A 19324-nucleotide genomic window follows, 5' to 3' on the forward strand; every position below is an offset into this window, starting at 1 on the left:
GTTCGTCAGCCAGTGCTCTGCGCAACGTCATGTCCGGTCCCGATTCACCGCTCGGCGGTGTAGATGGTCCGCAGCATTTCGTAGAGGTCGTCGGCGCCCAGCATGGAGGCCTGCTTGATCATCAGGCTGGATCCCTCCACCTCGGCCCGCACCAGGGTGTGCGCCCGGCGTAGCGCTTCCAGGTTGTCGGCCTTGAGGACCAGGTACTGGTGGATGGAGCTGAACTGTCCGCCCACGTAGTCCTTGAGGATCGAGTAACGCTCGTCGAGCAGCTCGAACAGTTCCGGGTCACGGATCTCCAGGGCCTGGTTGAGCAGCTCCAGGTTGCCGAGCTGGCGGTAGACCCGCTGGGGTTCCTTGGTGGTGATCCAGATGTAGTCGACGTCGGTGTCGACCTTGCGCCAGAACGAGTCGACCCGGTGGAGGATCGCCTTCTTGTCCTCTTCGAAGACCAGTACCGAGGCGGAACCGACCACCAAGTAGGCCTGGCCGACGGCGCCGTCCGCCCATTCGATGTAGCCGGTCTCGTCGACCTTCTTGAGGCCCGTCACCGAGGAGAAGGGGGTGGGGTCGGAGCCCCGCCGGGTGACGACGCGGCGTGAGGGGCGGGGTACGTACTCCAGGAGGGCGGGGAGGGACGCGAACCGCATTTCCTTGGTGTTGGAGTACTGACCGAAGAAGGCGGTCGCGGTCAGCCACCAGACGACCACCAGGAAGATGAGCCCCCCGTTGGCACTGGACACGAACGTGGATGTGCAGACCCAGAACAGGAGCATGACGGAGACCAGCCAGAACAGGATCACCTTTGTCGGCACCGGGCGCATCTGGAACCCGCCACCGGCCAGAGCGATCTCGTGGTCCAGGAAGGACCGGTTCAGGCTGGTGGGGATCTTGAAGACGCTCTTCGCCACGACACACACTCCGTTTCCGCTCGAATCCGGGCATCACCTTGTCACTGCGGGGGCCGGGTCCCCGCGGTTCGTCCGTCGGGGCGCTCGCCCCCGAGTCACCTGCGTGAGTAGAGCACTGCCCCGGATGCCCTCGGAGAACTGGGGGTGGTCCTCCGCGGACCGGCCACGTGGTCGGTGGCCTGGGAGACAGTGTCTCGTCAGGGAACGACGTTCCGATCGCTGGCGGCCGTCACCACCGGCTTCGGGACGAGGGTCCTCATTCCTACTCAGGGACGTAAGCAGGAGCGAAGAAGCGGACTTCGGAAAGTGGGACATCGGCGTACGGGACACGTCTCACCAGGGGGTTCGCCCAGTCGGAGTCCGCGTACGCCCGTGTGTCGATTCACTCGCCAGTCGAAGCGAACAGCTCTGGGAGAGAGAGGGCCACTCCCTCGACCGTTCACACTGGGGGACAGGATCATGTTCGGGGGTGAGTCCCACTCCGCTTGTGGGGTGAACTCGAACTTCACGGGTCTGCTTCTCCGCTCTCGTGCCCACACGGCTGGATCGCCTTGCGTGGTGTGAGTTGCGCTGCGAGTATCCGCAGTTCTCATTTTGACAGGGTCAATCTCCCCTTGCGGATGTCTGTTCCAGCCAAAAAGAGGGGTTCACACAGCACCCCTGGGCATTTCCCAAGGTCACAGGCTCAACGAGGGAAGGCGGGAGACAGAGAGGAGCACATGACCGAAAGCGGCCATGTGGCGCACTTCACAGAAAACCCGAATGAGTGGTAATCAGAACTCGGATCAGGGCACGGCCCGCCCTGCACGCCTCCGCTCCGGTTCACTCCCACACGACCTTCTCCGGATCGACGCAGTGGGCTCGAGCGTTGGCGTTGATGGCGTCGCGCAGCCAGACCGCCAGACCGGGTGCGAGACCGTCGTAGTGCGCGCGGAACCCGGGATCGTCCACGTTCGTCTGGCCGAGGATGACCTGCATGGAGTGCGTGCAGTCGAAGTAGACGCCGATCGATCCTCGATGCCGTTCGGCCAGGTCGTTCGCCTCCTGGCTCCCCGGCTCTGACCCGGCCCGCAACGCCTCGACCAGATCGGCGTTGAGAGCCGCGACCTCCTTCGCGATCTGTCGCCAGTCCTCGGCGGTCCGCTCCGCCGCGCGCTCGGCGAACTGCGCCCACTGTCGAGTGTCACCCCAGCGCTCACGGGCCTGCACGGCCCAGGAGGGCTGCCAGTCCGCACCGAAGATGGCGACCTGCTCCTCCGCTGACAGCAGGACCCCCTCCCTCCGAGCCTCGGCCATCCGGTCCAGGGCGTCCGCCATCCGATCCAGTTTGCGGATGCGTTCACGCAACCGGTCCCGCTGCTGGAGCAGGGTCTCCGTGGCCTCCTCGGCGTCCGCCTCCAGCAACTGGGCGATCTCCTCCAGGGAGACCCCGAGCTCCCGGTAGACCAGCACCCGGTGGATGCGCGCGATGTCCGGGGCCGTGTAGAGCCGGTAATCGGCGGTACTCCGCTCGCTCGGCACGGCCAACCCGATCTCGTCCCAGTGGTGCAGCGTACGGACGGTGACTCCGACGAGGGAGGCCACCGCTCCCACCGTCATGGCCCGATCCCCCATGGCGTTTTCACTCATCGTCTGGTCACCGAACACTTCCCCATGAATTCAGGTTATCCGGACCCTTGGGGCGAAGGACCATAGTTCTGGTTCTTCCTATACAAAGGGCCATAGGGTGGCGTCCGCATCGGATAGCGAACGAGGAGAAATCCATGTCCCTGAACGGAGCCAACCCGCACGGTCGGCGTTCGGTCAATCTGCGCCGTCTCATCGGTGCGGTCGTCGCCGTGGTGATGCTGTGGGGTCTGTTCTGGCTGGTGTTCCAGTCCGGCCTGACTGACCCGGTGGTGGAAGTCGCGGGCCCCGTCTTCGACCGTCTGATCGCGATGATCAACGAGCCCCTGGGGATCGACTGGGGAGGTCAACTGCTGGCCGTTGCCGCGATCATCATCCCCCACCTGCTGTTGCTGCTCTTCATCTTCGACGAGAACTAGACCGTTCCCCGCACGAAGGGGGTGCGCGGTCGGAACACCCCCGCGCACCCCCTGCACGAATTCTCCTGCCTCAGCGGATTCCAGGCCCGAGATCACCGATGGCGGGTGTCATTTCTTCTGATCCGGAAACCCGTCGGTCTCGGCTGACCGCTTCGCGTCCCAACCGATGCCCCCACCTCGAGCGATGCGCTCATCTGCCTGCCGCTGCAACTCCGCCCACCGCTCGTCGTCCTCACCGGGAACGACGCCGAGCAGCCCCTTGAAGTTGAGCGCGTCCACGATGGATTCCTTCTGTTCCTTCGGCTCTTCCATCTCTCCACCTTCCGTCGTCACTGTCTACCCATCCGGAACCGCACGGCCACTGGCGGGTGGCTTCTACCGGGACGGCCCGTCGTTCTGGGGCGAATCCACCATTGGACCCTGCTGGCCCGAGCCAGTCGGCCAGGTCTGTGGACCTGTGGCGGCCAAGCTACGCAGGCGCTCGCTCAACGCCGCCTGTGTCGCGTTCGGTTGCCCGTGTCCCGAAACCACGGTCTTCCGATCCGGCATTTCGGAGCCCCGTCCGTCGTCGAGCGAGTCCGCTCCGCTGGTCGGCTCCGCCCTGTCCGTTGGGCCGGAAACCTCAGGGCTGTCTCCGATTGGCACCGTGGAGTCGTCGCGTTCATCCTCGTCCAACGACGTGCGTTGGTCAGGCACAGGCAGGTCGCTGGCGGCATCGGGGGCTTCGGGGGCGGTAGTGGCCTCAGGAACAGCCTCGTTGTCCAGGTCGGACCCCGGGGCGGCCTCCCAGTCCGGTTCGCTCCGGTCCTGTGCTTGCTGTTGCTGTTCTCGTTCGCTCTGCGCCTTCTCGCCGAAGTCCCGATACTCCTCGATGAGGCGCTGGGTCTGCTGCTCCCACTCGGGACCCAGGCTCCGACGCCACTCAGCCACCCTCTCTGGGTGCGTGTTCTCGAGGGTCCTCGTGGCTTCGGAGAGCGCGCCCGCGTACACCAGCTTCTGGTCCTGGTCGCTGAGCCCGTCATCGCTCATGGAGGCGAACATCGCCCGGGAGCGGTTCATCCGGCTGCGTGCCTCCGGATCATCCGTCATCCCGACCATTTCCGGGTACTCACGGGCCGCGGATCCGATGATGTACTGCCTCATGGTCTCGCCGAACTCTTCCGGAGTCCTCGCGCTGGCGAGCTCGCCGTATATGGTCTCGGCGGCCGCGGACCAGTGCTCGTTGGGACTCATCGGCTCACGCAGGGTGAACGGACCGTCGAAAGTCTCGGAACCACCGTACGCGTCGACGTAGTCGCCGTTCCAGAGCTGCTTGGTCCGGGTGGTGCCCGGGATGACCACCGTCTGCGGAGTGGACTTGACGAGCCGTCCGTGTCCTGTCTCAGCGAAGACGGCTGCCTGCTCAGGGTCTCGTTCCATCAGCTCACCGACGATGACGCGCATGTTGCGGTCCACCGCGGCGCGATCCAACCCACTGGCACTCACTCGCTCGTCGAGTGCTCCCAGGGCGTTCTCGTAGTTCTCCCTGACCTTCTCCTGGTCAGCACCGGGCCTGCGCATCTCGTCGTAGGCGTTCTGGGTGATGCCCACCCGTGCCAGCGCGGCGCTGTCTTCGGTGAACGGCTCGGGCGTACGCTGTCCTCGTGCCAGGGTCTCCCGCAGAAGGTTCTGGAACCGGCTGATCCTGCTCCCACGAGGTTGGCCGACCCCGAGCGCTCCTCCGGCCACAGCGGCCTGTTCCTGGCTGATCCGTCCTGCTCCCGGGCCCTCACGTTCCTGGGTGTTCCCCACGCCATGTTCGGCTCCACGACCACGATCAGCCCGAGGCGCCCCACCGGGGTTCGCGGCCTGGCGCTGCCCCTGCCCGTTGAGATCCTCCTGGATGGCTTGGACCATCTGGTTGGCGAAGTTGTCCACATGTGGCCGAAACTTCGGTGAGACCAACCACATCGCGGCGCGAATGCCCATGACTCCGAGCATGTTCTTCGCGCTGACGACCCGGCGGAACGGAGCCATGCACCGGCGCACCATCCTTCCCACGAAGGTCTGGTGCAGGTTCCTGAGTTCCCTGCGCTGCTTGGTCGGATTCATTCCCTCTGCGGCGATACCCGAATTACGCAGGGATCTGACGAACCGCCGCCGCTCACGCTCCGCCTCGAGTCTGAGCCTGGCACGCGGATCACCATTTCTACCGGCGGCGTCGCGCCTGTCTTGTTTCCGCCCGGCCTTCAGGTCACGGTCGTATTCCCTGCGCGCCCTACGTAGTTGGTTCGCCTCCCCTATTCGCTGACCGATATCAGCGATGCGCCCCCGCCCCCCGCTCGAGTCCGGCGCGCTTCGCCCCTCATGTGTGGGGGCGTTCAGGCTCCGCTTCTTCACCACGGTCCACTCCTTTCATTCACAGCCGTTCGGCTCAGCAGGGGCCGCCACGAAGCCTTTGCCTGGTGCAACTCAGCGGGTCCATCGTGCGATGGTTCCACAGTTCCCCATTCGCAACAAAGAGTAAACATGAGAGAGCTCTTCCTATATTCACTACTCGCCTTATCCGCACCAAAGGCTCACCCGAAAGGCATCCCACACACCTGAACATCGTGCACTCTCGGAACCCTCTCACACATCAGACACAGCGCGGTCACCGCATCAAATCATGCCACTGAAATCATAGCGCCCAGAGAAAACTAATCTGAGACATGATGGTCAACTTGGTGAGGAGCACGCAGACCGAGACAGGCACTTTACTCGCTAACTAACCCAGTTGCCGTTGCTGTCTAGCTCCCAGCCGCTGGTATAGATTTCGTGCACGAAGAGCTCACCACTCTGCATGGCAGCTACTTCGACCCTGGCGAAATTGGCTGATGTGTCGGACTCGTCTTCAGTGAGCGGGAAGAAGGACACATTCACGGTATTGTCATCGTCGGAGGGCGAGGTCGCACAATCCATTTCCACCACCGCCGAAGAGAAATCTTCCTCCAGGGCAGCATCTTTCTCCGACTCTCCCGTCAAGCTCCTGAACGCGAACTGAGTCGGCGTGCCGCTCCCATCGAAGCTCTCGGAAGCACCCAAAAGGCGCTCAAGCCCACCATCGACGAAGTTGAACTGGTACTGCACAGCACACTTCGACGTGTCTTCGGCCTCAACAGAGGTCAGGATGACGGAATCGAGCACGCGACGCTCCGCGTACTCCGTGGCCTTCTCAAGGAGCTCCTCAGGCACTCGGAACTCAATGCTCTCGGACGGCTCGAACGACTCAGCAGTGAAGTCGAACGCCTGAGTGGAGGAGCACGCGGTCAGCGCGAACACGGAGATCGCACTCGCAGCGGCCAGCCGCACGGGAGGATTAATGCTGGTCACGGGGGTGATCTCCTCAGAATCGGGTGCACAACAGGGGTCAAACACCCTCTGTTTTACCGCACCCCGGTGAAATCCGGAATCCCGGACCAAGCACAGCGGTAGTTCCTGGGGAATGTCCCTGCTGCTAGTTTCCCGGCATGCGCACTGTCGGATCGGTGGAAAGCCCAGCTCCGGGCACAACGGCGCACTCCGCTTCCCGGTTGCTGGTTCCGGATCTGGCGCGGGGGATGATGCTGCTGCTCATCGCGGTGGCCAACACCCATTACTGGTTCCGGCAGGGCATCGGATCGTCGACGACGGTTGAGCAGGTCGCCTCCGGGATGCTGTTCCTGCTGGTGGACGCACGGGTCTATCCGCTTTTCTCGCTGTTGCTCGGTTTCGGCCTGGCCATGCTGGCGCGCCGGTCGGTTCGGGCCGGACTGGACTCCGGGCTCGACCGGGAGGGGGCGGAACGGAGGACGGTCTCGCTGTTGCGCAGGCGGGGGATGTGGCTGGTGGTGTTCGGCGGGGCGCACGCCCTGGTCTTCGCACAGGACATCCTGGGGGTCTACGGGATCGTCACGATCCTGGTCGCCGGGATCGTCACGGCCCGCCGCTGGCGGGTGGCCCTGGTGCTGGGCACCGTCGTCTGTGCGCTCTCCACGGTCTTCCTGCTGGTGGTCGGCCCGGAGGCGGCCCTGTCGCGCGGGTACGGTGCAGCCGCGCAGCTCCTGTTCGAGGACGGGCTGCTCGGGGTCGCCACCAACCTCGCGCTGTGGATCATCGTGGCACCGGCGACGGTGCTCACCTCCATGGTGTTGCCGAGTGTCCTGCTCGGCGCCTGGTTGGCCGGGCGCGGTCCGATCGAGCGACCTGACCGGTACCGGCCACGGCTGGCCGTGCTGGTTCTGGTCGGGCTCGTCGTGCCCGTCGCCGTCACCCCGCTGCTCTGGGCGGGCACGGGCGGCACCGGAATCCTGGCCCGTGTGCTGGTCGCCTGGCACCAGGGGCTGGCCGGGGTCCTGGCGGGCGCCGCGTGTCTGGCCGTCATCGCCCTGGTCGCCTCCTGCCGCACGGTGGGGGCGGGCCTCCTCGGGCGGGCGCTGACGGCCACCGGGAAGCGTGCCCTGTCGGCCTACCTGGCGCAGACCGTGCTCATGGCGTCCACTGCCGGAGTGCTGCGTCTGGGCGGGGCGGACTCGCTGGCACTGGTCTGGCAGCTGGTGGTCGCGGTCGTCGTCTGGTCGGTCACGGTGCTGCTCTGCCGGGTGGCGGAACGCCACGGGGTGCGCGGGCCCGCCGAGCGGCTGCTCCGTCAGCTAGTGACCCCGAGCCCGCGCGGCTGACGCCCCGGGTGCACCGCCGCCAGCACGGCCGCGGCGCCGGACAGTGCGATCGAGAACACGGCCGGGGTTGCCAGCACCTCGATCAGGGACACCGGCACCAGGGCCGAGGCGAGGTTGAACAGCGCGTGCAGCACGACGACCGGCCAGAGCCGGTTCACGTGCTCGTAGACGAAGGCCAGCAGCACTCCCAGCGGCAGCGCCACCGCGATCTGCACCAGGTTGCCGTGCAGGACGGCGAAGACCAGCGAGCTGACCAGGGCCGAGACGACCACCGGCCAGCGGCGGCGCAGCAGCGGGTAGACCAGGCCGCGCATGAGCGCCTCCTCCCCCGCCGGGGCCGCCACGACCATGGCGAACAGCAGGAGCAGCACCGGAACCGCGTTCTGGGCGCCCTGGACGGAGTCGAAGCCCGAGGAGCCGTACCGGTCGTGGAGCCAGAGGGCCAACGACTGGCCTCCGAAGAAGCACAGCACCAGGCCGAAGAGGACCAGCCCCCAGAACCCGGGATCCTGCGCACGGGCGGACAGCGGGCCCGGTGCCCAGGTGCCGCGCTGCCATCGCCGCCAGGCCACGACCGCGCCCAGAGTCAGTAGACCGGAGACGACGGCGCCGAGGACCGCAGAGCCTGAGAGAAGCGCCACCGAGAGCGAGACGGCGACGTACAGGGCGAGCCCGGCTGCGCACTGGGCGCCGATCGCCCACCAGGAGGACGACTGTTCGGTGCGCACACTCGGAGCGTCCACCTAGGCGTTCTCCGCTTCGTCCTGGGGCCGCCGGTTGGCCTCGGCGGCCTCCCGCTCGGTGGTCACGTGCATGATCTGACGCACCCAGGAGCCGTCCTGGTACCGCCGCACGCCCTGTTCGGGAGGGCACATCACGAGGATGCGGAGCCCCAGCTGTTCGGCCTGGTCGAGCACGAGACCGGGCAGCGTCCCGATGCCGAACTCGGCCTGCGGTGCCCCGTCCTCGCGGACCGTCGGGATGAGCATGAGGTTGGCGTCGAGCGCACCGATCCGGTCGGGTTCGACCCTGACGGTTCCGGCCGCCGCCTCGCGCAGGCGCGGGGCCTCCGCCATGGTGACGTCCTCCCCGGGTACCGGAACGGGCTCGGTGTTCGGGTCCCCGCCCGGGGTCAGCTGACCGAAGTCGAGCAGGTCGTAGGGCACGCCCTCGCCTTCGAGGGCCAGGGCGACGGCGACCCCGGGCAGCGTGGTCAGGTCCACCAGTCCGCGTTGGACACCCAGGCTCTCCACCAGGCGGGCGACGGTCGCGCGCAGCAGGAAGGTCGTCGCCCCGGGGTCCGCGACGAAGGCCACGGTCCGTTCCACGCGGGGTTCTTCGGTTTCGGTGGTGCCGCTACTGGTGTCGCTCATGAGTCGTTCCCGTGCAGTCCGAGGATGGTTCGCGCCGGTCGGCCGGACCTGCTGCCTCCGCGTACGCAGGACGGGCGTCGCGCGATCACCGGTGCCGGGGAGGGCGAGGGGAAGCAGGCGGCAGACGGGAGCACCAGCCTAGCCCGCGAGGCCTGTTCGGCGCCTACTTCGGTCCCGGTTGGCGCTCGGGCAGCTCGGCGAGGTCGGTGGCGGCGGCGTGGACCCGGGCCACGCTGTCGTCGCGCACCCGGCGGGCCACCTCGGCGGTGTCGGTGAGTTCCGCGACCTCCGGGGAGGGGACGGACATCAGGGAGGCCTCGGCTCTCAGGTCCGCGTAGGCGTCCATGGCGGCCAGCGCCTCCTGGCACTGTTCCCACTCGCGGTGGGCCAGGACCGAATCGTCCACCAGGCGCCCGTACGCGACGATCTGGTCCACCCGGGCGCGGATGTGCGCCTCCACAGCGACGAGGTGCTCGTGCTGGGGCCGCAGGACCTCCCGCACCCGGGGCGAGGACGCCCGCTGCCAGCGGCGGACGTACCCCCGGCGCAGTTCGCGCTGGCGGGCCAGCAGGGACGCGATCCGCCACTCCTGTTCCCGAAGGACGCTGAGGCTCCGTGCGGTGTCCAGGGTGTCGGACGAGCCCAGCTCCACGCGGGCGTCGGTGACCCTGTCCATGGTCTGCTGGACCGCCACGAGGAGGCCGTGGTCGGCCGCGCTGATGTCCTCCGGCAGCAGGACGCGGTCGCGGTGGCGCTCCTCCGCCGGTTCGTGATCCCGGACCGTGAGCGTGTCGGCGGTGACCAGGCCCGCCAGGAGGCCGAACATCAGCCAGGGGACGCCGACGGGCGGGTCCTGCGGGAGGAAGTCGAACAGCCACAGGGGCGCGGTCGCGAAGGCGCCCGCGCCGATCACGCCGCCGACGGCCCGCACCATCGGGTCGGCCTCCCTGCGCACGGCCAGCGCGCCGACGTAGGCGACCAGGCCGATGCTGACGATCACCATGCCCAGGTACCACCCGGCGGTGAGCATGGCCAGGACGAGTGTGAAGCCGACCCCGAACAGTTGGACCGCGCCCTCGCGCAGGCGCAGCGCGCGGCCGGGGGCCTCCCCGTCGTCGCACGGGCGTCCGGGCTCCGGGGCGCTGGCCTCTCGGAGGATGTCCTCGCGTAGTTCCTCGGGCAGGGCGGTGTCGACGACGGGGCGCGGCCGGATGACGTCCTCACTCATGGGCGGTCCCTCGTGAGTGTCGGTCGGGGGGTGCGGGGAGGCTGGGTTCAGCGGGCCGGGTTCGGAGGGCTGGGGGTAATCTCCTTGATCCCCATCCTCGTCATGCCCGAACCCGACTTCCCCGCACCCTTTGTCATCCGATGTCCGCCCCTGGCCGTGCTGGCCGCCGCTGACCTGCCCCGGAGCGCGTGTTACTGGTCGCGGCCGTTAGCGGACACGAGCGGGTCGCCGGCGGGCCGTTCACGCGTGGGGTTGGTGTCCAGCCAGCGCAGCAGTCCCTCGGAGACCAGGTCCACGCCGATCCGGCCGGAGCGGCCGTCGAGGTCGCGGAAGAGGCACTCGCCGTTGCCGAGGTTGCGCAGCACCGCCATGTGGTCCTCGTTGACGTCCACCCCGAGCAGCGCCATCACGTCGGCCACCTCGTGGGCCTCGCTGGAGCGGAAGGCGAACACCGAGGACAGACAGTTGGTGACCTGCTCGTTGAGCATGTCCCCCGCGTTCTGGGACACCAGGATGAGCGCGGTGTTGCGGGAGCGGCCCATCCTGGAGACCTCGGGGACGAGCTTGGCGCCCTCGGGGGTGGAGGTGACCGCCCACGCCTCGTCGAGGAAGATCGCCTTGGGCAGGCGCCGGTCCAGGCCGTTCATCAGGCGCCGGGCGAACTGGGACACCAGGTAGAGGAGCGCCACGGACAGGCGCTGCTCGTAGGAGTAGTCGTCGCGGTTGACCCCGGAGTCGGGGAGCGTGAGCCCGCCCAGGGTGAACACGGTGGTCCACCCCTCGGTGTCGATGCGCGCCTCCCCCTGCGGGTCGAAGCACAGCGACGCCAGCCGCATCTCCGCCATGGAGCCCAGCACCGCGCCCAGGTTGCGCGAGGCGGCGTCCTCGGCGGAGACGAGGTGGTCGACCACCTTGGCCAGCGACGGCTGGGGCTGGTTGGCGACGGTGGCGACCGCCTGGATCATGGCGGACTCGCGCTCCTCGCTCATGCGGGGCAGCAGGAGCCGCAGTGTCTCGGTGGCCATGGTCTTCTTGGCGGCGAGGTCGTCCCCGAAGGCGAAGGGGTCGAGCAGACCGGGCTGGGCCGACCCGAGCGACATGATGCGCGCCTTGCGGCCCCGGTGCTTGAGCAGCTCCACGAGGGACTCGGCGTCGCCCTTGGGGTCGATGGCGGCGACGGTGACCCCGCGCAGGGCCAGCTGGTAGATCATCAGCAGCGCGAGGGTGGTCTTGCCGCCGCCGGGCTCGCCGGTGATGGCGATGGCGGTGGGGCGGTTGCGGGCCGCGGCGACCATGGGGTCGAAGTGCACGATGGACCGGGCCCGGCCGATGGTCTCCCCCACGTAGGGGCCGACCCAGCCGCCGCCCTGGTGGTCGGTGCGGTCACCGACCTCCACGGTGGCGGTGGGCATGCCGCCCGCGATGGTGCGCAGCGGCTGGCGCTGGGCGTAGGCGTTGAGTCGGATGCGGTCGCCGGGCAGCGACTCGTTGAACAGGGAGAACTGGTCGCCGGTGGAGTTGATGACGTCGATGCCGATGTCGCGGTAGTGCTCCACGACCGCCTCGACGTGCTGCCCCAGGAGGCGCTCCGTGGGCGCGGACACCATGAGCCGGTGCCATCCGTAGACGAACGGCAGCCGCTCCTTGGTGATGCCGTGCTCCAGCATGCGGGCGGCGTCGATCTGCTCGGCCAGCGCGATGGGCGCCTCCACCCCGGCCTCGCGGATGTGGGCGTCCATGTCGCGGGCGTGCGCGAGCTTGCGGCCCACGTCCTTGGAGGCCTTCGCCGGCGGGATGAGCTTCATCCGCAGCGAGATCTCCACCGGGAACGGCAGCGCGTCCGCGTGGTGCAGCCACGGTTCGCCGTCGGGGAAGGGCATGAGGTCGGGGAAGCGGGCGAACGACAGGAACGCCACGTGGGTGGAGCCCGCGGGCTGTTCCAGGCGGAGCGTGGAGCGGCCGTTGTGGATGACCCCGTCCACGAGCTGTTCGATCTCGCCCCGGCCCCAGGTGCGGCGGCCGGTGGCCGACGGGTGGATCTCCTCGGCGGTGCCGCTGACCGCGTGCCGGATGAGCCACGCGATCTCGTCGGAGGTGGCGTGCCGGGCGTGCAGGGAGCTGGCCGCCAGGGCGCGACCCAGGCGCTCGGACTGGTCGGTCCAGCGGGCGATCTCCTTGTCGTCGATCGCGTCGTCGTTGATCCCGAGGACCTGCTCGGTGCGCTGGTAGGCGCCGAAGAACTGGGAGAACAGGCCCAGGCCCGCACCGGCGTTGCGGAGCCCCAGACGCACGCCGAGGTAGACCTCCTTGGTCCAGAAGTCCTTGGCCCACACGTGCCGGTACATCTCTTCGAGGTAGTCGTACCAGCCGGGCCCGGCGTCGGCGGTCTCGTCCAGGCGGGTGGCCCACTGGGCGGCCGGGTAGGTGCGGTGGGCGACGCGCAGGTGCACCTCGGCGTCGTTCATCCGGATCGCGGCGAGGGCGATGGTGATGTTGGTGGCCAGCGCCTGGCGTTCCTCGGGGGTCGTGAACTCGTAGGACACCGTGGGGAGCCGGAAGTAGGCCCAGGCCTCGTTGTCGCTGAAGAGCACTCGGTCGTCGAAGTAGCGAACCGCGAGACGGGTCGCGCCCCGGGTGCCCCTGGTACCGGTCATCTGCTAGCCCTTCCTCGTGACAGCGCTGACGAGTTCCGCCCCGTAGCCATCACCCATAGTGCTGCATCAGGCCGGGGGGTGAGAAGCCGAGACGTCGGTGCGCCAGAAACCGGAAATACCGCGCGACCGGGAACACGGGCGCGGCCCGACCCCTCACGGGGGCCGGACCGCGTCACTCTCCGTCGTCTTCACGGAGGTCAGCCGCCGTGGCCGCTAGCAGGCGGTGTCGAGGGTGCTCTGGAGGGTGGACTCCTCCGTGGAGGTGATCGTGAGGTCGTAGACGTGCTTCACGTTGATCCAGGACTTGACGTAGTCGCAGTGGACGGCCGTGTTGTCGGGCATCCACTCGGACGGGTCCTTGTCGCCCTTGGCACCGTTGCTGGAGGGGGTGGCCAGCCACAGCTGGGAGCTGGTGACGTCGTTGGCGAAGTCGGCGCGCTGGCTGGTGGACCAGTCGGCCGCGCCGGTCTTCCAGGCCTCGCTGAGCGGGACCAGGTGGTCGACGCTGATGTCGCCGGGGACGTCGTACACCCACTCGTCGTCGAACGCGCTCCACCAGCTGCCCGAGGTGGGCTGGCAGTTGGAGTCGGTGACCACGTCGTGGCCGTCGCGCTGGAGCACCACCTGGCGGGCGGTGCAGGGGCTGTCGACCACGTTCCAGTGCGGGAAGAGGCTTCGGTCGTAGCCGGTCTGCGGGCCCTTGGGAGCGACGGTGAGCGAGCTCAGCTGGGTCTGGGCCTCGGATTCGCTGGGGATGTTCGGGGGCAGGGTGTGGTCGGCCGAGGCGGGGGCGGCCCAGACGAGGACCATGGCCACGGCGGCGGCGGAGACGGTCGCCGCGGTGCGTGCGAGCACACGGGGGAAGGGGGGCACTGTGTTTCTCCTCTTGAGCGGGTCGAGGAAATCCGGACCCCACTACTGTGCGGTAACGAAAGCCCGCACGCCAGCCCCCACGCGAGAATTCCGAGTGAATCGGAGGTCACTCGGGAATAACGGTTGGAGCGCGGCCGTGTTTCATTGCACCGAGCCCTGCGCCAAGTGCTCGTGAAATAGATCACAGGATCCCGGCACCTCGGACCGGCGCAGGGTTGAACGATTCACCGCGCACCGCGATGAGCTGCGACGACGAGGGATACAGAAGGGGTGGGACCCGAGACACGGACCAGGAGGGACCTCGCGCAGGTGAGCACCCGGAAAAACAGCAACCGGCGAATCAGAACACGAAAGCAGATCTCTCGGGTTTCCCTGTTTTCGCCTATATAGTAGACCAGTAATACCCAGATAGTGAACGTGTAAACACGGCGAGAAGAAGTCGATCTCATTCGTGAAAGCGCGGTTTGTTAGGTTCACATGTCGTAAGAAGGACCCCAAGCCGAGAGGAGCACCCCCGCCGAGGGGAGCGCCATGACTCTGCAAATGGAACTTCCGACAGCGGACGACTACCCCACCCGTAAGGCGCCCGAGCCCGCGTTGCTCTACCGCCGCGATCCCGTCGTCTGGCCCGGTGCGGCCGACGGCCCCTTCACCGCCGAGGAACTCGACGGCTACGACCGCCGCGGATACACGCAGGTCGAGTCGATCGTCAATCCGGTGGAGATCGAGTCCTACCGCGCCGAGCTGCGACGGCTCAGCGCCGACCCCGTGCTGAGGGCCGACGAACGCGTCGTCGTCGAACCCTCCTCCGACCAGGTGCGCTCGGTCTTCGAGGTGCACAAGGTGAGCCAGGTCTTCCACGACCTGGTGAACGACCCCCGGCTCGTCGACCGCGCCCGGCAGATCCTCGGCTCCGACGTGTACGTGCACCAGAGCCGCGTGAACTACAAGCCCGGCTTCGGCGGCGGCTCCTTCTACTGGCACTCGGACTTCGAGACCTGGCACGCCGAGGACGGTATGCCCCGGATGCGGGCGGTCAGCTTCTCCGTGGCGCTCACCGACAACTACACCCACAACGGCGCACTGATGATCATGCCCGGGTCCCACCGCACCTTCGTCTCCTGCGTGGGCCAGACCCCGGACGACCACCACCGCTCCTCGCTGCAGAGCCAGCACGTGGGCACACCGGACCAGGCGTCGCTCAACCTGATCGCGGACCGGCACGGCATCGACGTGCTCACCGGCTCGGCGGGCGACGTCACCGTGTTCGACTCCAACTGCATGCACGGGTCGGGCGGCAACATCACGCCCTACCCGCGTTCCAACGTGTTCGTGGTGTTCAACAGCGTGGACAACGCGTGCGCGAAGCCGTTCAGCGCGAACCGGGCCCGCCCGGAGTTCCTCGCGGCCAGGGAGACCACCCCCGCGGGACGCTAGGAGCGCTGTGGCCCGCACCCGGGACCGGGTGCGGGCCACAGTGTGTGGCTCAGGCCGGGGCCAGGGTGTTGACCAGGACCCCGCCCAGGGCGCCGTGGGCCCGCTTGGTGGCCGGACGGAGCGCGCCGACGTCGATCTTCGTGTACGAGGAGCCCAGGTGGTCGTCCCAGGGGATGCGCACGATCGCCCGGCAGCGGCCGCGCGCGACCCGCTCGGCGGCGTCCACGTCCTGGAGGCTGCGCTTGCTGACCCCGTTGACGACCAGGATCGAGTTGGCCCGCAGCGTCGCGTACCCGTTGCCGTCCAGCCACTCGAAGGTCATCGACACCGCGCGCTCGGCGTCGGCACTCGCCGGGGCCACCAGGACGAGGCCGTCGGTGACCGGCAGTGCCCGCGCCACACCGGTGGCGGCCGGGTCCAGCAGCGTCACACCGTAGAACCCGCCGAGCAGCCCGGTGAGGTGGCCGTAGTCGCGGTCGTCCAGGGTCTGGACGTAGGGGTCGTCGAGCGTCTGCACGACCTCCAGCCCCGTCCCGGCCCGGCCCGCGTAGGCGCGCATGTGCTCGTACTCGTCGACGGAGTCCGCGTTGGCCAGCAGCGCGGTCAGCGTCTCCGGGGCCTGGGCCCCGACCCGGCGGGACAGACCGTTGGGACCGGGGTTGACGTCGACCGCCACCACCCGGTCGTCGCGGTGCGCCGCGAGGGTGTGGCCGATCATCAGGGCGGTGACCGTCTGGCCCGCGCCGCCGGTGCAGCCGAGGACCACCAGGGACCGGGGTTCGGCCAGCGGGGTGCGCAGCCGCTCGATGTCGCTGGAGGGCAGGTCGGAACGGACCGGTGCCGCGCCGCCGGTGACGACCTTGGCCAGTCGGCGCCAGCCCCGGGTGCCGCCGGAGTGGGCTCCCGAGTCGGGCTCCTCCTCGGGCCTGGCGGGTTCGGGCTCGGGCCGCTGGGAGGGCACCCCGTTGGGGGTATCGCCCAGCCGGGCCTGTTCACCCGTGCCGTGGTCCAGTTCGAGGTCGGGCTTGGTGGCGTCCGCCCTGGTCTCGGGCGGTTCCGGCTCCTCCCCCGGGGTGGGCTGTCCGAAGAGCTGGCCGATCCGGCGCGCGTTCTGCGCGACCCGGTGGAAGACCCCGTCGTGGGGGTCGTGCTCGCCCGGGTCACCGCCCTCGCGGGCGGCGGCCTCCGGTTCCTGGTCCGGCTCGGTCCGGGACCGGCGTGCCCGCAGCGCCGCCGCCTCGGCCTCGGCCAGTTCGGCCTCGGTGGGCCGGTGCGCGGGGTCCTCCGTCGGCCGGGGTGCGGGGGTCTTGGGCTTCGGGGCGCGGGGCTCCTTGCGGACCTCCGCGAAGCTGACGAGCTCGCCGGTGCCGTGGTCCAGCTGGGTCGGCGGCTTGGGCCCCTCGACGTGGTCGGGCTCGCTGACCGCCTCAAGCCGTGCGGCCTCCACGGACTCCCGAGCCGCCTGGTCCCCTTGGGCCTGCACCTCGGGAGACGCCTCGTCGCTGTCCACCGCCTGAGCGGGGCGAGGCTCGCGCGCGTCCGGAGAATCCAGCACCGTCTCAGCCTCGGCAGCCACCTCCGGCGCCTGGAGTTCCGGCGCCTTCGAGCCCTGAGCCCGCCTGGTCTCGGACCCGTCGACCTCCGGGGCGGACATCGTTTCGTGGGCTGCTTCGTGACCGCGCTGCTCGGCCTCCGTGGCCTCCTGGACGTCCTGCGAGCCAGGAGCCTGCTCAACCTGCTCGGTGTCGTCGGACCCTTCGGTGCCTTGGGTGGACAGCGGCTCGTGGGCCGCCTCGTGGTCCTGCACGCTCTCCGCGACGTCCTGGGTATTCGGACCGTGAACCTGCACGGTGTCGCGGGAGTCTTCTGCCCCGTGGCCCGACTGCGACTCGCGCCCGTGCGGCTGCGCGATCTGCCCCCGGGCCTCCGCAAGCTCGGTGTGGTCGGACCCTTGGGCGGCCACCGTTTCCTGACCCCGCTGCTCGGTCTCCGTGGCCTCCTGGACGTCCTGCGAGCCGTGAGCCCGCTCCACCCGATCGCTGTCGCTAGGCTCTCCGACACCTTGGACGACTGACGGCTCGTGGGCCGCCTCGTGGCCCTGCACGGCCTCCGCGACGTCCTGGGTATTCGGACCGTGAACCTGCACAATGTCGCGGGAGTCTTCTGCCCCTTCGCCGGACAGTGACGCCTGGTCCCGGAGTTCCGGGGCCTCCGTACTCGCCCCAGCGGAATCCGAGCCCTGGACCTGCGCGGTCCCCTGGGCAGCCACCGACTCGGCCCCGGTGTCCTTCGAGTCCTGGACCGCTTCCGGCCTCGGCGCCATCTCCGCCTTCTGGCGCTTGGCTTCCTCGCGGGCCTCGGCGGCGGCACGGCGCTCCTCGCGGAGCTCGCTGACCACGATCACCGGGTTGTCCCGGTCCCCCACCTTGGGCTGGTCCGGGTGGCGTCGCTTGCCGTCGTCGAACCAGTCCGCCGGGTCGCGGTGCTCACCGTCCCGCTCCTCGCTCGGCACGGCGTCGGCGAACTTCGGCCGGGGCGGAGCCGGGGTGTCGGCCTTGATCAGGTGGCGGTCGAGCACGGACATGTGCTCGTTCCACTGGGTGCCGTGCCCCTTCTCCACCGGCATGGCCTCGTGCTCTCCGGTGCCGTGGTCCAGCTGCAACGGCGGCTTGGGCGCCTCCTCGACTGCCGGACGACCCACACTCTGGGTGGCGTGGGAGACCTGCGGCCCCGCCTCGGAGCGGCCGGTCTGCTCGTCCGTGCCCTCGGGCTCCTCGGGGGTCCCGGCGGCCGGGGGCAGCCAGGGGGCGGCCGACACGTTCCCGACCGCCGAGGGGCGGCCCGTGGCGGCGGCGAAGCGGGTGGCGTAGTCGGACAGGTCCGGGTACTCGGTGCGGTTCTCCTCGATCGCCCACGGGGTGGCGTGGGGCCGACCCTCGCGACGCTGCCGCGCCGGCTGGTCCTCGGAGGTGTCCGGGAGGGCGGATCCACGAGCGCGGGCGGGCCGTGCGGGCGGCGCCTGCTGGGCGCGCTCGCGGGCGGGCTCGGAGGTGTGCTCGCGGCGGTCCGCGAGGTCCTTGGCCACCCGGATGCCCTGGGTCCGGCCGCGCAGGCGGCGGGCGGCGGGCGACTCCTCGTCCGTGGACGCCGCCATGATCTCCTCGGCCCGGCGCCGGGGGGTGACGGCCTCGTTGAGTTCGGTGCTGCTCATGGCACCGGTGTCGCTGTCGGAGTAGGCGCTCTTGGCGGTCAGTCCCAGGGGCGTCTCCCCGGAGGAGGCGCGCAGCCGCGCGAACCACTCGTCGCGGTCGCGCTGCTCGTCCTCCTCGGTGACGTACAGGGGCTCGTCGAACCCACCGGCGGGGGTCGGCTCGCGCTGCTCCTCCTGGGCGTCCGGGAGGCCGAAGCCGAAGTAGTTGAGGACACGACGGCCGACGCCCGGGCGGGGCTCCTCCGTGGTGTCGTCCGACCGGTCCCCGGGCTCCGCCACGCCGTCGTCCTCCTGGTCTGCTCCGGCTCCCGCGGCGACGGCGACCGGCACCTTCCGTGCGGGGGTGTACTCGACGGAGTCGTCGTGCTCGACGACGGGGACGGGCGGGCGCGCGGGCACGCCGCGCAGCGGAGGCGCGGCACGGCGGCCGCTCTCCAGGGCCGGTGCCTCCTCGGGCACGTGGACCTCGGCGGGCTCGGCCTCGGGTTCGGCCTGGACCTTTCGGGCACCCCGGGGCAGGGGCAGCGGCCCGGCCTCGGCGTCCCGGTGCCACACGCGGACCGAGACCCTGATCTCGGCGGGCTCGTACTCGGGTGCGAGCCGGGTGAACACACGGGCCTCGGTGAGGAACCGGGCCTGCGAGATGAGCAGCTCCGTGAGGCGCTTGCCCTCGATCACCGGCCGGGTGGCCAGCACGGTGATCACTCCCGGCGGGACGACCCACAGCACCAGGTGCCAGCCGTTACCGAAGGCGAACGGGGCGTTGAGGATGCTGAGCAGCACCACCCACAGTGCGAACACGCCCAGAGCGACCCCGAAGGTCCCCACCGGGAGCGGCATGGGCAGCCGGAAATCGTAGAGCTTGTACAGCCGCTTCTCGATACGCCAGATGTTGGTGTACGTGGGCAGATCCACG

Annotated in this window: 14 protein-coding genes; 3 read left to right on the forward strand and 11 right to left on the reverse strand. The window is 69.1% G+C overall.

Features of this window, described 5'->3' with window-relative positions; translation table 11 throughout:
- Positions 1–44 precede the first annotated feature (44 nt).
- Both AC0VYM_RS24625 and AC0VYM_RS24630 read right to left on the reverse strand, forming a co-directional pair.
- The gene (locus AC0VYM_RS24625; protein WP_475456013.1) at positions 45–911 is read right to left on the reverse strand and encodes a hypothetical protein; all 867 of its coding nucleotides are present in this window, start codon (positions 909–911) and stop codon (positions 45–47) included.
- 822 nt (positions 912–1733) lie between these two features.
- The gene (locus AC0VYM_RS24630; RefSeq protein ID WP_475456015.1) at positions 1734–2540 is read right to left on the reverse strand and encodes a MerR family transcriptional regulator; all 807 of its coding nucleotides are present in this window, start codon (positions 2538–2540) and stop codon (positions 1734–1736) included.
- Between the two features lie 134 nt (positions 2541–2674).
- Between AC0VYM_RS24630 and AC0VYM_RS24635 the strand changes: the two genes are divergently transcribed.
- Entirely contained in the window at positions 2675–2956 is a 282-nt protein-coding gene (locus AC0VYM_RS24635; RefSeq protein ID WP_475456017.1) for a hypothetical protein, read from the forward strand.
- A 108-nt stretch (positions 2957–3064) separates the two neighbouring features.
- Here the strand turns inward: AC0VYM_RS24635 and AC0VYM_RS24640 are convergent, their stop codons facing one another.
- The 3 genes from AC0VYM_RS24640 to AC0VYM_RS24650 all read right to left on the reverse strand — a co-directional run bounded on the left by AC0VYM_RS24640 (position 3065) and on the right by AC0VYM_RS24650 (position 6307).
- Positions 3065–3268, reverse strand: coding sequence for a hypothetical protein (locus AC0VYM_RS24640; protein ID WP_475456019.1), 204 nt, complete (start codon positions 3266–3268; stop codon positions 3065–3067).
- Between the two features lie 63 nt (positions 3269–3331).
- The gene (locus AC0VYM_RS24645) at positions 3332–5338 is read right to left on the reverse strand and encodes a hypothetical protein (protein ID WP_475456021.1); all 2007 of its coding nucleotides are present in this window, start codon (positions 5336–5338) and stop codon (positions 3332–3334) included.
- A gap of 360 nt (positions 5339–5698) precedes the next feature.
- Positions 5699–6307 (reverse strand): hypothetical protein, encoded by a 609-nt coding sequence (locus AC0VYM_RS24650; RefSeq protein ID WP_475456023.1) that lies wholly within the window; start codon positions 6305–6307, stop codon positions 5699–5701.
- Positions 6308–6507: 200 nt separating this feature from the next.
- Between AC0VYM_RS24650 and AC0VYM_RS24655 the strand changes: the two genes are divergently transcribed.
- Positions 6508–7632, forward strand: coding sequence for a DUF418 domain-containing protein (locus tag AC0VYM_RS24655; protein WP_475456025.1), 1125 nt, complete (start codon positions 6508–6510; stop codon positions 7630–7632).
- Here the strand turns inward: AC0VYM_RS24655 and AC0VYM_RS24660 are convergent.
- From AC0VYM_RS24660 to AC0VYM_RS24680, 5 genes are all read right to left on the reverse strand, one after another.
- The gene (locus AC0VYM_RS24660) at positions 7602–8375 is read right to left on the reverse strand and encodes a lysostaphin resistance A-like protein (RefSeq protein WP_475456027.1); all 774 of its coding nucleotides are present in this window, start codon (positions 8373–8375) and stop codon (positions 7602–7604) included. The two genes, AC0VYM_RS24655 and AC0VYM_RS24660, sit on opposite strands and share 31 nt — an antisense overlap.
- Positions 8376–9005 (reverse strand): hypothetical protein, encoded by a 630-nt coding sequence (locus AC0VYM_RS24665; protein WP_475456029.1) that lies wholly within the window; start codon positions 9003–9005, stop codon positions 8376–8378.
- Between the two features lie 163 nt (positions 9006–9168).
- Positions 9169–10233, reverse strand: a complete 1065-nt coding sequence (locus tag AC0VYM_RS24670; RefSeq protein WP_475456031.1) for a hypothetical protein — start codon at positions 10231–10233, stop codon at positions 9169–9171.
- A 191-nt stretch (positions 10234–10424) separates the two neighbouring features.
- Positions 10425–12887: an ATP-binding protein gene (locus tag AC0VYM_RS24675; protein ID WP_475456032.1), complete on the reverse strand. Its 2463-nt coding sequence runs from the start codon at positions 12885–12887 to the stop codon at positions 10425–10427.
- A 213-nt stretch (positions 12888–13100) separates the two neighbouring features.
- The gene (locus tag AC0VYM_RS24680; protein ID WP_475456034.1) at positions 13101–13760 is read right to left on the reverse strand and encodes a GmrSD restriction endonuclease domain-containing protein; all 660 of its coding nucleotides are present in this window, start codon (positions 13758–13760) and stop codon (positions 13101–13103) included.
- Between the two features lie 531 nt (positions 13761–14291).
- Between AC0VYM_RS24680 and thpD the strand changes: the two genes are divergently transcribed.
- Complete coding sequence (thpD, locus tag AC0VYM_RS24685) at positions 14292–15197, forward strand: ectoine hydroxylase (protein ID WP_475456036.1); 906 nt, start codon at positions 14292–14294, stop codon at positions 15195–15197.
- Between the two features lie 49 nt (positions 15198–15246).
- Here thpD and AC0VYM_RS24690 read toward each other — a convergent pair whose 3' ends face one another.
- Positions 15247–19323, reverse strand: coding sequence for a TcpE family conjugal transfer membrane protein (locus tag AC0VYM_RS24690; RefSeq protein WP_475456038.1), 4077 nt, complete (start codon positions 19321–19323; stop codon positions 15247–15249).
- Between the last annotated feature and the right edge of the window lies 1 nt (position 19324).

This window comes from Nocardiopsis sp. iso_237 (assembly GCF_056173345.1).

Bases quoted from the DNA above. Each gene is read 5' to 3' on its own strand.
- AC0VYM_RS24640 (WP_475456019.1), bottom strand. From the start codon at position 3,268: ATGGAAGAGCCGAAGGAACAGAAGGAATCCATCGTGGACGCGCTCAAC.
- AC0VYM_RS24675 (WP_475456032.1), bottom strand. From the start codon at position 12,887: ATGACCGGTACCAGGGGCACCCGGGGCGCGACCCGTCTCGCGGTTCGC.
- thpD (WP_475456036.1), top strand. From the start codon at position 14,292: ATGACTCTGCAAATGGAACTTCCGACAGCGGACGACTACCCCACCCGT.
- AC0VYM_RS24635 (WP_475456017.1), top strand. From the start codon at position 2,675: ATGTCCCTGAACGGAGCCAACCCGCACGGTCGGCGTTCGGTCAATCTG.
- AC0VYM_RS24670 (WP_475456031.1), bottom strand. From the start codon at position 10,233: ATGAGTGAGGACGTCATCCGGCCGCGCCCCGTCGTCGACACCGCCCTG.
- AC0VYM_RS24665 (WP_475456029.1), bottom strand. From the start codon at position 9,005: ATGAGCGACACCAGTAGCGGCACCACCGAAACCGAAGAACCCCGCGTG.
- AC0VYM_RS24630 (WP_475456015.1), bottom strand. From the start codon at position 2,540: ATGAGTGAAAACGCCATGGGGGATCGGGCCATGACGGTGGGAGCGGTG.